This window comes from bacterium (genome assembly GCA_035559435.1).
Classification (GTDB): Bacteria; Zixibacteria; MSB-5A5; order WJJR01; family WJJR01; genus JACQFV01.
In genome coordinates, this window is record DATMBC010000012.1 from 1 (window position 1) to 15903 (window position 15903).

The 15903-nt window shown below is 63.3% G+C and carries 8 protein-coding genes and 3 tRNA genes; 2 read left to right on the plus strand and 9 right to left on the minus strand.

The genetic code is table 11. The features are described from left to right. Window positions 1-51 precede the first annotated feature (51 nt). From VNN55_00710 to VNN55_00730, 5 genes are all read right to left on the minus strand, one after another. Window positions 52-930, minus strand: a complete 879-nt coding sequence (locus VNN55_00710; GenBank protein HWO56068.1) for a plastocyanin/azurin family copper-binding protein — start codon at window positions 928-930, stop codon at window positions 52-54. 63 nt (window positions 931-993) lie between these two features. Next, a complete protein-coding gene (locus VNN55_00715; GenBank protein ID HWO56069.1) occupies window positions 994-2706 on the minus strand; it encodes an Ig-like domain-containing protein in 1713 nt (570 codons plus the stop codon). Window positions 2707-2931: 225 nt separating this feature from the next. Next, a tRNA-Leu gene (locus VNN55_00720) sits at window positions 2932-3017 on the minus strand. Window positions 3018-3224: 207 nt separating this feature from the next. Then, window positions 3225-3296 (minus strand) — tRNA-Cys (locus VNN55_00725). 153 nt (window positions 3297-3449) lie between these two features. Beyond that, a tRNA-Gly gene (locus tag VNN55_00730) sits at window positions 3450-3526 on the minus strand. Between the two features lie 155 nt (window positions 3527-3681). Between VNN55_00730 and VNN55_00735 the strand changes: the two genes are divergently transcribed. Next, window positions 3682-6210 carry a right-handed parallel beta-helix repeat-containing protein gene (locus VNN55_00735; protein HWO56070.1) on the plus strand — a complete coding sequence of 843 codons (2529 nt, stop codon included), beginning with the start codon at window positions 3682-3684 and terminating at the stop codon, window positions 6208-6210. 141 nt (window positions 6211-6351) lie between these two features. Here the strand turns inward: VNN55_00735 and VNN55_00740 are convergent, their stop codons facing one another. After that, window positions 6352-9630, minus strand: coding sequence for a hypothetical protein (locus VNN55_00740; protein ID HWO56071.1), 3279 nt, complete (start codon window positions 9628-9630; stop codon window positions 6352-6354). Between the two features lie 402 nt (window positions 9631-10032). Further along, window positions 10033-11265: a dicarboxylate/amino acid:cation symporter gene (locus VNN55_00745; GenBank protein ID HWO56072.1), complete on the minus strand. Its 1233-nt coding sequence runs from the start codon at window positions 11263-11265 to the stop codon at window positions 10033-10035. A 169-nt stretch (window positions 11266-11434) separates the two neighbouring features. Between VNN55_00745 and VNN55_00750 the strand changes: the two genes are divergently transcribed. Beyond that, window positions 11435-12199, plus strand: coding sequence for an FAD-binding oxidoreductase (locus VNN55_00750; GenBank protein HWO56073.1), 765 nt, complete (start codon window positions 11435-11437; stop codon window positions 12197-12199). Between the two features lie 215 nt (window positions 12200-12414). On the opposite strand, the gene VNN55_00755 is transcribed toward VNN55_00750, so the two are convergent. Both VNN55_00755 and VNN55_00760 read right to left on the minus strand, forming a co-directional pair. Further along, a complete protein-coding gene (locus VNN55_00755) occupies window positions 12415-14274 on the minus strand; it encodes a hypothetical protein (protein HWO56074.1) in 1860 nt (619 codons plus the stop codon). Between the two features lie 44 nt (window positions 14275-14318). Further along, window positions 14319-15863 (minus strand): HD domain-containing phosphohydrolase, encoded by a 1545-nt coding sequence (locus tag VNN55_00760; GenBank protein HWO56075.1) that lies wholly within the window; start codon window positions 15861-15863, stop codon window positions 14319-14321. Between the last annotated feature and the right edge of the window lie 40 nt (window positions 15864-15903).

Below are 15903 nucleotides of genomic sequence, written 5' to 3' on the forward strand. Positions count from 1 at the left end.
GGGCCGCGGCCCGGAGGGGCCGCGGCCCGTAAGAGCGGGAGTCTCGATCGGTTACAGGCAGGGGTCGACGTAATTGGCCGCGGCGGTCTGGCCGCGGAAGGCGACATTGACCACCTTGACCACGTCGGTGACGCTGGTGACGCCATTGGCGTCGACATCGGTGCGCTCATTGGGACAGCCGGCGTCCACGGTCGGCGCCGCGCCGCGAAAGGCGACGTTGACCGTGATCACGACATCCTGAACGTTGGAAATAATACCGTCACACTGCGGATCAAACTTGCAGGGGCAATTGCAGGGAGTGGACACATAGACGGTGGTGCGCATGTTGGCGAATTCGTGGGGCGTACAGAAAAACGGATAGACACCAGGGGAGTTAAAGGTCAGTTGTATGGCCGGGACGCTGGCATCCAGCGGAGAGTTGATCAGATTGCCGGCGTTCGGATCGCCCGAACCGGTGCCCGAAGTCAGCGTGTGGGCATCGTTCCCGCTCCAGTAGAACTCGACCGTCTGCCCGGTGAGCACCGGCACAGAATCAGGGTCAAAAGCCAGGATGTCGGTGGCGCGGACATGCGCGGCCACGGTGGGCGTGACCACGACCTTGCCGGTCATGCCGAACAGTTCATGCGGGATGCAGAAGTTCTGGTAGGTGCCGGGGGCGTTGAACTGGTGCTGGAAGATGGGCTGGCCTGTGCCAAACGCGCCGTTGTAGTCGTTGCCGGCGTCGGGATCGCCGGAGCCGGTCCCGGAGGTGGCGGTGTGGTCGCCATTGATCTGGTACCACTGCAAGGTGTCGCCGGCGGAAATCTGCACGGAATCGGGCACGAAGGTGGGGCTGGGGGTTTCGATACCGCCAACTTTGATGACCGCGGCGCGCACGGCCAGGGTGGTGGCGGCGAACAAGACGCAGAGCGCAATCACGGCTTTCTTCATCTGACCTCTCTCCTATCCGATGGAGCCGGGGTTGCCGCCCCGGCACATTCTCTTTCCGACCGTCTATGGGCACGGGCTGGCGCAGGCGTCGCAGAACGGCGACGCATCGCCGCGGAAGGCGTGGTTGACCATGCTGACCACATCGAGCACGCTGACGACGCAGTCGCAGTTGAGATCGGCGCGGCCGATGTGGGTGCACTGCGGGTCGACGGTGTCGGCGCCGCCGCGGAAGGCGATGTTCACCACCGAAACCACATCCTGGATGTTGGGCACCTGATCGCAGACCGGGTCGGCGTGGCAGGAGCAATCGCATCCCTCGGCGACGTTGATGCGGATGGTGGCGGTGTTGCCGGGGCCGTCGCCGTCATCGGCGTGGTAGCGGATCGAATCGGGGCCGACGTAGTCGAGGTCGGGCGTGTAATCGAAGGAACCGTTGGCGGCGTTGAAGTTGGAGACCGTGCCATGAAACGGCCCCAGATCGAACGCGACAGTAAAGGCGACATCATCGACATCGATCACCGGTAGCGCAGGGACATGCGCGAGTGTGTTCTTGATGGCGTTGAAGTTGGCGTCCGCGGCGACGGGAGGATCATTGACGGCGGCGACATCGATGCGCAGCGTGCCGGTGTTGGACGTCGCAAAGCCGTCATTGACTGTGAACCGCACTGAGTCGGGGCCGAAGTAGTCCTGGGCGGGAGCGTAGGTGTAGGTCCCCGCGTTGGCGTTGATCACTTGCAGACTGCCGTGGAAGGGGCCGCTGGCGACGGTGCGCGGTATCGGGTCGCCGTCGGGATCGAAGGCCTGCAAAGTGACGCCCAGCGGCGTGTCCTCCTGCGCCGCAACCGCGGAGTCGCGCGCGACCGGAGGATCGGTGACTTCGTTGACGGTGATCGTGACCAGTTCGGAGTCGGCGAGCGCGCCATCGGAGACGATGAAGCGCACGACCGGGGCGCCGGACTGCGTGAAGCCCGGGGTCCAACTGAAATTGCCGGTGCCATTGCCGTTGTCGGTGAAGACGGCGCCCGCGGGCAGGCTTTCGGCGGCGAGGGTCAGCGGGTCGCCGTTGCCGTCGGAAGCGCTGACGCCGAAGGCCAACAACTGTCCCTCATTCACATTCCTGGGGCCGATCGACGCCAACACGGGCGCGACGGGCGGACAGGTCAGTGTGGTGGTCTGGCCGGCGTTGTTGCGCGGGGTGGCGGCCGATGCTATCCCCCACTGGGCGGCGTTGTCCTTGGGCAGGATGTAGTCGTGGATGTTGCGCACCAGCGAACGGCAGCCATCGGAAGGAAGCGCCGGCGCCGGCGAACCAAAGTTGGTGTTGCTGCCGGTGTAGTTGCCGTAGGCGACCGCGTCGACCATGGTCGGAAATGGCGGCGGATCCTCGAAGATGACACGGCCGTTGCCGAGGAAGATCGAGTTGGCCGGTATGATGAAATCGGGGCTGAAACCCAAATCGTCGGCCATGGCCGCGGTGGCCAAGAGAATAGTCTCGTTTGCGTCCAGGGCGGGGAACAGCGCGGTGAAATCGAAGACGACATTGGTGTCGGTGCCGTCGGCGTTGAGCGCGATCAGCCAGGTGGGCGCGAGGTTGGTTTGACCGGCGGACCCGGCAAAGAGTTCGATGAATTGCTTGGAGCCGTCGGCGTTGGTGTAGACCTCGTTGATGTCGATGATGTGAAAGGTCTGCGGATCCGCCATAACCCGAGTCGTCGATAATCCGACAATCCCCCAGACCAGAAACAGTGCGGCGGCAAATCGAAGACGTCTCGACATTCAACCTCCCTGAAGAGCCGCCGGTGGCGGCTCGTTTTGTTGAAATTGTGGAACGTGCGCAGACGGCCGTGGAAGCAATGGCCAGCCTTAATCGTGCAACAGGGAGGGATTCGGTTTTGTTTCAGGCGCGGTTAAGAATTTGTGACAGCGCGGGAGCAGAGGCCGCCTAAAGTAAAATACGCATCAACGCGCATATCATATTGTTGTGCAATATGATATATAAAGTGCCGGAGGCCGGAATCGAACCGGCACGTCCCTTGCGGGACAAGGGATTTTAAGTCCCTGGCGTCTACCAATTCCGCCACTCCGGCAGAAGGACAAGGAAAAGTACGAAGCAGGCGGTGATTTGGGAATAGGTTTGCGGAAGGGCCGCCCTGCCGCGGGCATCGCCTCGTTCGGCGGACCATGAGACGACCCGGCTCGCGGAAGAACAAAGACTCCAAGCCGATCGCGGCATAGAGCGCCGCGCCCGACTTGGAATGACGGACTATTTCACGAAATCGGATCTTCGGGGAGAGAGGCGGGTTCCGGAATCGAACCGGAGTATAGAGGTTTTGCAGACCTCCGCCTTACCGCTTGGCTAACCCGCCTTCAATCGGCGCCTTTGTCGTGACGCCGCCACTGCGCAAACAAAAAGGGCCGTCGCTGCGGCGGCCCAAACCAGGAACAGACTTCGGCACCGCCGGGACTAAGGGACCGGACAACAAAGATCGAAATCGGCGCCGTGTGTCGTCATCTTGGTATGGAGCGGGAAACGGGATTCGAACCCGCGACATTCACCTTGGCAAGGTGATGCTCTAGCCAACTGAGCTATTCCCGCCTCATTCGCTCCGTCCAGCCAACCGCTGGACTGTCATTAAAGTATCGGCCGCCGGGGCGGGAGTCAAGAGGGATTGGGATTGGGCGTTTACGGGGGAGAAATTTAGGTTATCTTAGAATTCAGGGGGCGAACCGTTCACAGTCGGGGAGCCCGGTATGCGTCTTCCCATCAGTCATTGCCTTTGTGCCATACTCTGGCTTATCCCATCGGGCTCTGTCTCCGCGACGGTGATCGCGGTCCCGGGCGATCATGCCACGATTCAAGGGGCGATAGCGGCCGCGGCGCCCGGCGATTCGATCCTGGTCTCCCCCGGCTTCTATAAGGAAAACCTGGACTTCCTCGGTAAGTCGCTCGCGGTTATCAGTGTGGCGGGGGCGGAGTTTACGCATCTGCGCCCCGTCGACACCGGCGCGCCCACGGTGCTCATTTCCGGCCCCAGTGCCGCCGGCGCGGAATTTCGCGGGTTCGACGTTCAGGGTTCCGGAGGGTCATCGATCATTGCCTGTCAGTACAGCTCTTACAGCGCCATCCGTGACAACATCATTCACAGGAACGCCGGTTCGGGCGACTGCATCGGAGTCTACGACGATAATGTCCTGATTGCCGGGAATATGATTGCGGCGAATGTGACGCGGCGGGCGATCGGCATCGCCATCGGCACTGCGACTATCCTCGACAACACCATCGACGGCAACTGGGAGGGAATCATGTTCGGCGCCGGTTCGAACGGACTGGTGCGCAACAATGCGATCACCGCCTGCAACCAGCATGGGCTCGCGGGACATCCCGACACTGCCGACTACAATCTCATCTATCTCAACGGCGACGATTACGAGTGCGATGGCTGTTATCCCAACAACCTCTCCCTCAACCCGCTGTTTCTGGGATCGACCTCAGGAGAGTACCTGTTGCGCGATGGGTCGCCCTGTCTGGATGCCGGGCATCCCGACCCGGGCTACAACGATGCCGACGGGTCCCGTAATGACATCGGGGCGTTTCCGAAGGTTCCGGCGGGAATGGTCCCGTGGAATGTGCGAATTGGAAACAACGACCGTTATCATGTCATCGAAGCCGAGCCGTTGATCGCCTGGTTGCGCTATCCGAGCGGCTCGCCATCGCAGGAGGCGTGTGAAATCCAGGTCGGGACCGACCTCGACTGGACGGTGGCAGAAGTCTGGGCGCCGTGGCCATTCACCAGCGCGGCCACCTACCGGTTGTATCAGGGGCCGGAATTGCAGGACGGTGTGACTTATTACCTGCGGCTGCGTCTGCGCGCGGCCGGTGTCTGGGGGCAGTGGCGAACCTTCGATCTGCGCACCAACAGTCTTCCCACCGCGCCGACCCCCCTCTCCCCCGCCGCCGATGCGTTGCTCCCCGCCCGGGCGCAGGAATTGACCGTGATCAACGGCGTGGACCCCGACGATGACCCGCTAAAGTATGAGTTCACCATCTACCGGGATCCGGAGCTTTCGAATGTCGCGGGATCACGTGTCAACATCCTTGAGACACCCGACCAGACCGCATCGGGCAACTTCAAGCCGCTGTTTCCGGGGGCCGAGTACTGGTGGCGGGCGCGGGCGCACGATGGATATCAGTGGGGGGCCTGGTCGGATTCGCTGCGGTTTTTCACCCGCGCCGGGCGAACCCATCATGTGCCATTGGAGTATGCCTCCCTGCAGGCGGCGGTGGATTCGTCGGGCCAGTTGGACACAATCCTGGTGGGCCCCGGCGAGTACAGCGAGAACATCCTCCTGCGCGGCTGGGACCTGGTGATCACCTCCAGCGATGGTCCGGCGGCAACGATCTGGCATCCGGGGTATCATTACGGCAAGACCATCACCGTCGGCAACGCCGAGGGGGCGTCCACGCGCATCAGTGGCTTCACCTTTGGCGGCGGATACGCCGAGGCGTATATCGACGTCAACGGTGGCGCCGCCCCGGAGATTACCGGCAATATCTTCCGCGATTACCAGCCGATGTTCTGGGCGTTTCCGGTGGTCATCACGTGCTCCGACGCGGCGCCGTACATTCATCACAACCTGTTTGTCAACAATGGCGGGATTTCCTGTATCGGGAACAACTTCGGCGGGCGCGCGCGGATCATCAACAACACCTTCGCCAACAACCAGCGCGGCTTCTACTCGATCAGCGGCGCGGGGCTGGCGGCCAATAACATCGTGGTCAATTCGGCCGAGTACGGCATCTACGGCTTCTTCGCTTTGCAGCATCACAACAACGTCTGGGGCAACCATCCCGACTACGACGGCGGGGCGACGGCCGATCCGACCAACCTGTCGGTCGATCCCTGGTTCTGCGATCCGGGCAATGGGGGTTACGCGCTCGCGTCGATCTCCCCCTGCGCGACCGCGGCATCCAACGGCGGGTACATAGGCGCCTTTGCGCCCGCCTGCGGCTTTCCGGCGACCTGCCATTGCGAGTGCCACGCCGACCCGGAATGCGATGGCGCGACGGACATGATGGACATCGTGCGCACCATCGCGCGGGCCTTCAATGCCGACAGCACGGTGTTTGACACGGCGTGTGTGTACCACGGGCCGCTGGCCGACGGGCGCACCGATGTCGATTGCAATGGCGGGACCGACATTGCCGATGTGACGCGGATGATCGATGTGGTGTTGCGCGGGGCCGATCCGGCGTTGCGGTTTTGCGCGCCGTGTGAGTAGCGGAGGGAAGAGCAACAAAGATTCCAAGGGGTGTCCGCAAAGAGCGCGGACACCCCTTGGAATGACGGGGGATGAGTTTTGGAGTCGGGCGCGCTGACACCCCGTCGGATGACGGTTACGTTGTCCGTTTCCCCGACTCGGTCAATCGCCGCAGCCAAAGCACGGATCGATGTAGGTGGCCGCGATCATCTGACCGCGGAAGGCGACACCGACCACCTTGACCGCATCGACGATGTCGGTGACACCGTTGGCGTCGACATCGGAGCGCGCCACCGGACAGCCCGGATCGAGAATCGCCCCCGCGCCACGGAATGCCACGTTCAGCGTTGCCACCACATCCAGTACATCGGAGCGCACCATGTCGCACTCCGGATCGGCCCAGCACGGACAGGCGCATTGCACCCCGCTGCACAGATCGGGTGAACAGGCCAACGCCAGCCCCGCATCCACCGTCGCCAGGAACGAGGCCTCGCTGATGGTGTCGGAGGCGAAGATCGCGACATAGGTCAGGGTCTCGGCGGGGGCAAGAGATCGGCCGCGGTCCAGCGCAAACAACGTGTACAGATCGGCGGCCGAGTCGACGAACATGTCGGCTCCGTTGGCAGGGAGCGTCAGGATGCGATAAAGGAAGCCATCGCTCGGCCCTCCCCCCGGCTGCAAATCGGTGTAGGCGTTGCCGACCTGGGCGTAACCAAACGGCGCCCGTGTCGCGATCCCGGCGCGGAACCGTGTCGCGGTGTTCTGACCCACAGGGACATGGCCGGCGGTGTCGGATCCCTGCACACCCAGCAGATTCCGATTCATGTCCGCAACCGGCGTGTTCGCGGCGCCGTACTGCACCGCCCCCAGGCGTTTGGCGGGCATCGCATTCAGATCGGCCAGCAAGCCGATGGCCAGGTCGGTCACCGGGACCTGCGGGTTGTGGCGGTAGATGCGGTAGCGGGCGATGACGAACTCATCTTTGGCGTAGTCCTGCGGGAAGGCCCACTCCACCGAGATGCCCACCACCGAATCGCGGGTGCACAGCCGGGTGGACGCGTAGGCGCATCCCATGCCGGTGCCATAGGCCGAGGTGTCGATGATCAGATCGCTCAACGGACGGAATCCATACTGGCCGTTGGATGGCCGGTCATAGAACCGCAGGAACACGGTGGTGTCGGGGGATTGCGGGCCATGGGCGATGAGCAGCGAGGCGTCGAAGACCGACCACGACGAATCCGAATGCCGCCACAGCCCGCCCTTGTCATACTGGTCGGCGATACGGCCGTTGTTCTCCACCAGCAACGCCAGCGAACCGGGGCTGGCCACGCCGGTCTTCATGATCACCGGAGATTCCGGGCAGAAGAACTCATCGAAGACGAAGAACTCCACCGGGAAGACCTGCGGCGACGGCTGGGACGGATCGTTGTGCGTGACCGCAATGCTCCCGGTGTACATCCCCTCCGGACCGCCGTTGGCGGTCATGGTGACGGTCAGGATCAGATCGGGGTCGCCGGCGGGAATGGAGTATGGCCCCGGCGCGCTGACCGCCAGCGTTGGGTTGCCGGGGAAGTCGGAGACGCTGACGTCACCGGTCAGTTCGGCGTTGCCCAGGTTCATGATCGTCAGGGTGGTCTGCGTCTGGCTGTAGGTCGGGGCGTGGAACTCGCAGACAGGATCCTCCGCCAGTATGGCGGCGAAGTTGGGCGCCAGATTGGGGCAGAGGTACTGCGCATCGGTGGTGCCGCCGGGAAGGCGCAGGTAATGCACCGGATTCAACTGCCAGGTGCCTTCACCAAGAACCGCCGCGCCCGCGTCCAGGTCGCTGATGAAGAAGATATCGAGGTCGGAGACGACCAGGCCGATGGAGGCCCAATGTTCCGAGCGGCAAACGCTGTCGGGACGCTGGGGAATCCCAGTGAGGGTATCGGCCGGGCCGGGATTGCACTGCGGCGTCTTGGTGTTGGTCAAGTTGACTGACGGGCCCCATGTGAGCCCTCCGGTCGGCGACATTGCAAGATAGAGCTCCCCGTTGGCATACCCCAGCGCGGAGATATCCTCCTGCTCGGCCTGAGACTGTCCGCCAAATCGCGTGTAGACAATGTAGACATAGTTGTTATTGGACTCGGCGCCTCCCCGGCAGGGTGTCGCGCCGTCGCCGATTCCCATCGTCAGTTCGGACACGTTGAGATTGAACAATCCGGGGAGTGGCGACAATGACCACGAGGCGTCGACCGCCGTCCGGATGGTGTTGCGGAGGGAATTCCAATGCTTAATCGACGATGCCGTCGATGCGTTGGCTTCATGCTGCATATCGAAGGCGATGTGCAATATCCCGCTATTGTCGTAGCAGGTTGAGATGTGCAGCCACGCCTGCGGACCTTGGGGATTCGAATAATTGGTGATGACGTGCTTGACGATGGGTTCGGTGCCGTCGATCCAGCCGGCGCCATCGGTGGCTGATTCCAGATAGGCCACATTGTTGAGGCCGTTCATCGCCGTGTAATTGTCGACGTGGACGGCCACGGCGACTTTGTCGCCAGTCGGATCATCGGCAATCGCATAGGAAGGCAGCGGCGTCGAGTCGATCGGCACCGGGCCGGTCCAGCTAGCGCCATTGTAGCGCCAGTACCAAAGGAGATCGATTGGGCAGTCGTTGACATTGGAATGCGCAAGGATGTGCAGGGTCCGATCGCCATCGCGGGAGGCGGCGATCAGCGGCCAGAGGGCTTCGTTGCAGGGCGCGGTCAAACCACTCAATCCCTCAGCGATGTGCGAGGCGTTGCCGGGGGTGGGGAAGCCCAGATGCCAGGGACCATAGGGGAGATTGGGGTCTTCGCGCTGATGCAGAGTGGCCTGGAAGGTGTTGTCCTCGAAGACGGCGCCATTGCCGAATCCGGCGCGGGCGAGCGTGGAACCGCCAATCGCGACACCGCCGAAGGGTTGGATGAAGTTCCCACCGGACACGGTGTAAGACTGGTAATTCACGCTGCGGTCATTATCGTCGATATCTCTGGGAATCCGGTCCCAGGACATCCAGATGAAATGCACGATGTCGGCGCCGGAGGCGCGGGCGGTCTGATACCCATTCCAGCCCTCACCTTGGAAATCGTAGGAGGTTTGCGCCAGCGCCAGGCCGGGAGAGGGCGGCGGCGGTGAGGCGGCCGCACTCTGCGAGACCGTCTGAAGAGGCGATGTTTCGACAACGATCGTGCGGCCGGCATCGGGCGCGAGAGGCCTGTCACCGCGGAGACTGGCGCGTACCTGGCGCAGGTCCAGTGATTGCCGTTTGATTGCCTCGATGCGGGCCTGATCGACGGCGCGGCGGGTTTTCGGGGACGCTATGGGGCTGGTTTCGTTGGCGTGAGGGGTTTGGAAACCGAGGATGGCAGCGACCGACAAGGCCAGGGCAATCCCGACAGACCGTTTCGCAATGCGCATAGAGCACCTCCCGCGGAATACCGCCAATAATATAGTTGATTTCCTCACGGTGTGAGGACCGCGAGAGAGCGAAGGGGTGTGACCGTCCTACGCTTAGAATCTGAGCGTGTGGGGCAGTCTTGTCAAGATGAAATCGGGACATCGATGCGGGGTTTTGACAGCCGTGGTGATCGGGGGCAAACAAAGATTCCAAGGGGTGTCCGCAAAGAGCGCGGACCCCCCTTGGAATGACGGTGGGAGAGTTTCGGAGTCGGGTGCGCGGACACCCTTTGGAATGACGGGGGATGAGTGTAGGAGTCGGGTGCGCGGCCCCCCCTTGGAATGACGATGGATGAGTTTTGGAGTCGGGAGCGCGGACACCCCCTGGAATGACGATTCCTGCTGATGATTTCAACCGGATTCCTACGTGGATTCGCCTTTGGAGACGACCACGGCGGCGGCGAGGTCGCCGGTGACGTTAAGGGTGGTGCGGCACATGTCGAGGAAGCGGTCGACGCCGAGGATCAGGCCGAGACCCTCGATCGGCACATGGACCATGCCGAGTATCATCGCCACCACTGGCAGCGAGCCGGCCGGGATGCCGGCGGTGCCGATGCCGCCGAGGATGCAGATGCCGACCACCATGATCTGCTGGGCGAGCGAGAGATCGACGCCATAGAACTGCGCCAGGAACAGGACGGTCACGCCTTCAAACAGGGCGGTGCCGTTCTGGTTGGCGGTGGAGCCGATGGTGAGGACGAAGCGGCTGACGCTGGGCGGGAGTTTCAGGTTCTCCTCGGCCACGCGCAATGTGGTGGGCAATGTGGCGTTGCTGGAGGCGGTGGAAAAGGCGGTCAGCATGACCTCCTGAATGTCGCGGAAAAACCGCCGCGGACTCATGCCGCCGAGCAACTTCACCGAGAGCGAATAGACCACAAAATGGTGGATCGCCATCGCCGCCAGCACGACGATCACATAACGCAACAACTGCAGAATGACCTCGTATCCCAATTGGGCGGTCAATGTGAAGAGCAAGGCGCCGACGCCGATCGGGGCAAACGAGATCACCAGACCGATGAGGCGCATGGTGATGTCGTAGAGGCCGGAGAGGGCCTCCTCGAAGCGGCGCGCCGGCTCGGTCCTGGTCATGATGAGGCCGATGCCGATCATCAGCGCGAAGAACATCACCGCCAGCATGTCCATGTCGACCATGGCGCGGATTGGGTTGTCGGGGACGATGCGAACGAGGAAGTCGAGGTCGCCCTTGCCCGATTCGGGACGGGCGGTGATCGCGGCGGCCCTCTCCCCCGCGCCCTCGAGGAGCCGTGCGCGGGTCTCCTCCGACATGCCGCCGCCGGGCTGGAAGAGATTGACCAGGAAGATGCCGAGGAAGACGGCGATGGCGGACACGACGAGCGTGTAGGCGAACATCTTGACGCCCACGCGTCCGAGACGGCGCGGATCGCCGATGCCGGCGACACCCAGGGCGAGCGCCGCGAAGATGAGCGGGATGACCAGCATGAACAGCAACCGGATGAAGATCTGCCCGACCGGCTGGGTGACATAGCGGATGAGGTCGCGCAGCGCGGCGGAATCGCCGAAGAGAAAGTGCGAGGCGGTGCCGAGGATGATGCCACCGGCCAGACCGATGGCCATGCGGGTGTGCAGGGAGCCGCGCATGCCCAACGATGGCACGCGACGGGACGCGGCGCAACCGGGATTACGAGGCGGCGAAAACCACTCAAGTTCAGTGTAGACCGGAGTCGATTTCAGGAGTATGATGATCCCGGTTGCCGCCGCCGTGCGCCGCGCGACTCTGGAGACCATGACCGAGACCAAACACATCACCGCGCGTCTGCGCAGCCGCTTTGAGATCGCCGAGGGGCTGGCGATCTTCGTCTTTGAGCCCGCCGCGCCGATGCGCTGGGAGCCGGGGCAGTATGCGACGATCGGCGTGGCCAACGGCGAGCGGATCATCGAACGTCCCTACTCGATCTGCTCGACCGAGGCGCAGGGCTTCCTGGAGTTCTTCGTCGAGTTGGTCCCGGGCGGGACGTTGACGCCGCTTCTGTGGAACCTCAAGGTCGGCGAATGGGCGATGGTCCGTCCGAAGACCAAAGGGCATTTCCTCCTCGACACCGAAAGCGGCCGGACCACGCATCTGATGGTGGCCACGGTCACCGGGATCGCGCCGTATGTGAGCATGTTGCGGCGCTATCGCGCCGATTTGCTTTCCGGCAAGGAATCGACCATCCATCACTTCATCATTCTCCACGCGGGAAGCCGTTCGCACGAGCTGGCCTACCAGGAGGAGTTCCAGGCCTTGTCGATGGATGTGAAGATGCTTCGCTATGTCGCCTCGGTGAGCCGTCCCTGGGAGGAGCCGGACTGGACCGGCGAGGTGGGCCGCGCCGAGGATGTGCTGCGCAAGTACATCGACGCCACGCGGGTGAAGCCGGCGCAGATGACCGCGTATCTGTGCGGGCATCCGGGGATGATTCAGACGGGGTCCGGGGTGTTGCAGCGTGTCGGGATGCCGAAAGAGAATATCCGCATTGAGCAGTATTTCCCCCCGTCGGCGGGGGAGTGAGATTCCCGCACAGGTGAACAAAGATTCCAACCCGGCCGCGGCCAAGAGCGCCGCGACCGGGTTGGAATGACGCCGCTGGAATCATGCGGCCGGGCGGCCCTGCCGTGTGTATCGCCTCGTTCGGCGGGTCCCAAAAGCGGACCCGCCGAACGAGGCGATGGACAGACAGGAATGTCTGTCCTCCTGAATTCAAATCAGACAGTTGGGGGATCTGATCAATTCGCCAGCCAGGGGGCGAGGCGTTTGATTTGCGAATTGGCGTAGGCGACCTGGGCGGAGTCGCCACGGGCGAGGGCGACGACGCCGATGGTCTGCCAGGCGCTGACCATGAAGGAATCGATGGCCAGCGCGCGGTGGGCATAGGCGAGGGCGCTGTCATCCTGGCGCATCTGCATGAAGGCAGTGGCGAGGAAGGCGTCGGCGGCGGCCCAGTCCGAGGGTCCGATCGCTTTCAACTCGTGCATACGCTGAACTGCGCCGGGAAGATTGTCGGCGACCAGTTCGTTGTAGGCGGCGTTGAGCTTGTGCGCCAGCTCGATGTCGGGCCAGACCTCGTCGGGCTTGTTGTAGGGGCCCTTGCGCTTGTGGATGGCCAGCATCCGGGTGGTGCCGGGAAAGAGCACGGTGTAGTAATTGTTGCGGAACTCGGAATGCAGGATGAGGGCGCGTTCGGCCGGCGCCGACGGTTTGTGGCCGGTGGAAAACAGGATCCAGTCGGGGTCCTGCGAGAGGACATAGGTGGCGTTGAAGTTGCGCTCGCGCCAGGTGGTTTCGTTGCCGGGGATGGTTTCGGGATGGCGCGCCACGGTCGAGTCGGTCAACCCCAGCATGTCGATGATGCGGCGTCCGGGGAGATCATAGGCGATCTTGCCGATGGTCGAGACGGCGATGGTGAAGGGACGGTCATCGATGCGGCGCAGATAGTCGGCGATCGTGGTCATCTTGGCGATCAAGCCCAGCTCGAGATTGCGGGTCGAGGTGAGAATCTCGCGGGGTTGAGTGATCGAGAACGTGAGCAAGGCGGTGGTGGCCGCAACGGTGCCGATATAGGGCATCGGCAGACGGCGTGTCCAGGACGGCAGCCAGGCACCGCCGGCCATGATTGCCGCGGCCATGAGAGGCAGAATCGGCACGAAGAACCGATGCGGGCGCAGGACATCGCCGCCGATGACGATGATGTAGCCGGTGTAGATCAAAAACAGCAGCGGCACACACTTCCAGCGTCCGGGCAGCTTCCACACGGCGATGCCGACAGGGAGGAGCATAACCCCATAGATCATGTAGTGCCGGAGGAAGAGCCAGGCGTACTGCAGGCCGCTTTGCACATACTCCCAGGCCAGCCCGGTCTTGGCATAGAATGGATTGGGCAGCAGGCCGCCATAGTAGAGCAGTTTGAACAATCCGAATGGCGCGAGCAGAATCGCGGTGAGGCCGAACAGATACAGCGCGCGTCGCCCGTCACGGCTGATGACATATTCGCATCCCGACAGCAGAATCCAGAACAGCCCGCCTTCGGGACGGGTCATGGTGGCCAGCGCCAGGGCGATCGGGGTCAGCCGCGACTGGCCAAGCCAGAGCCAGACGGCAAGCGCCACGAGGAAACCAAACAGCGCGGTCTCCAGCCCGGAGACCGCCCAGTAGGCCAGGGAGCCATTGACGCCGGCAATCAACGCGCCGGAGAAACCGGCCCAGTGGCCGCCGCGGTCATAAATCTGCTCCCAGCAACGCCGTGACAGCAGCGCGGCAAGGATGATCATGCCTATCCCCGCGGCCATGCCCAGCGCCTTGGCGGCCGGATCGAAGTCGATGCCGACCAGGCCGCAGAGGACCAGCCAGATCACCCAGAGGAAGTTGGTGTACCCTTCGACGCGCTCGCCGATGTTGAACACCAATCCATGCCCCTCGAGGGCGTGGCGGGCATAGCGGTAGGAGATGAAGGCGTCATCCTGGGTGAACCAGAGCTGGCGGGCATTGACGATAAAGACAATCACGGCGGCGACGACGCCGAGGACGACGACCACATGGCTCAACAGCGCGGCGTTGTCCGGAGCATGGGCTTTGGAGCGGGGCGGCATGACGGCCTAAAGAACAGCGGCGTCGCGCCGCTGGCAATGCCTTCTCACGCCGGGGACTGCACCGGGATGGTCGTCAGGTTGTCGGCGTCGCGGTGGCGCTGCGAGACGATCCACGGGAAATCGGTCGAGTCGAGGACCTCGAAGAAGATGTCTACGATCGCCGGGTCGAACTGGATGCCGGAAAAGATGCGCAGTTCCTCGCGCGCGGCGGCCAGCGACTGGCCGCGGCGGTAGGGACGGTCGGAGGTGATGGCATCGAAGGCATCGACCACGGCCAGGAGGCGTCCTTCGATCGGGATCTCCTCCCCCGCCAGGCCGCTGGGGTAGCCGGTGCCGTTGTAGCGCTCGTGGTGATAGTACACATACGGGATTGCGGCCCTCAGAAACGGCACGCCCTCGATGATCTTGGCGCCGATTTCGGGGTGGGTCTTCATCACGGCGAACTCATCGGGGGTGAGCGGGCCGGGTTTGGAGAGGATCGAGTCGGGCACACCAATCTTGCCGATGTCGTGGAGCGTGCAGCCAATCCAGAGATTGGTGAGCCGTTCGGGGTCCCAGCCCATCTTGGCGCCGATGGCGCGCGCGAGCACCTTGACCCGATCGGTGTGTCCGTGGGTGTAGGGATCGCGGATTTCGATGGCGTTGGCCAGAGCGGTGACGGTCTCGACGTAGGTCGCCTGGAGGTCCTTGTAGAGGCGGGCGTTGTCGATGGCGATCGCCGCCTGCTGGGCGATCATGCCGATCGCGCGCAGGGTGCCATCGCCGACCGGCCCGGCGGTGGCGCGGCGCACGATGTTCAGCAACCCGATGGCCTGACCCTTCACCACCAGGGGCTGGCAGATGCGCATGGCGCCATCGTGGTCGTTCGGGAACAGCGCGATCTGGCTGTCCTCGAGCACGACGGTCTGGCCGTTGGCCAAGGCGGCGTTGGAGGTCACGGTCTCGCCGCGCAGGAAGCGCGCCTGCGGGGGCTCCTGCAGGAGGGCCGGGTCGCCATGGAAGGCGCGCATCTCCAATTGACCGGTCTCGGGATGGCGCAACAGCACGCTGGCAGCCTCGGCGGCGCATTCGCGCACCACGGTCTCGTTGACCGCCTGCAGAATCTGATCGACGCCGGAGATGGTGCCGACGGCGCGGTTGAGCTCGGAGACGGCAACCTGCTCGCGCAGTTCCATGTTCTCGCGGCGCAGACGGCAGTTGTCGAGGGCGCGGTGAATGGCGGCCGAGAGCATCTCCAGACGGAATGGCTTGATGATGTAGTCGTAGGTGCCATGCTGCAAAGCCGAGATGGCGGTCTCGACGGTCGGGTGCGCGGTGATCAGAATCGAGACCGCATGCGGCTGGACCTGACGGGCGCGGCGAATGACATCGAGACCCGAGCCATCGGGCAAAAACAAGTCGACCAACAGAAGATCGACGGCGCGCTTGTCGAGCAGGTCGATGGCTTCGTGGACATTGGCGGCCACATGGACGGTCATGCCCGGCTGATCGGCCAGCCAGTCGTGGAGCAGGATGCGGATGCCGGGCTCGTCATCGACGATCAGCACGGCCGCCGGGATCGGCATGGATTGATACAGGGAGTGGGTCATGTCTATGAGATTATCGGCGCGCCCGGGCGAAGCGTTATGC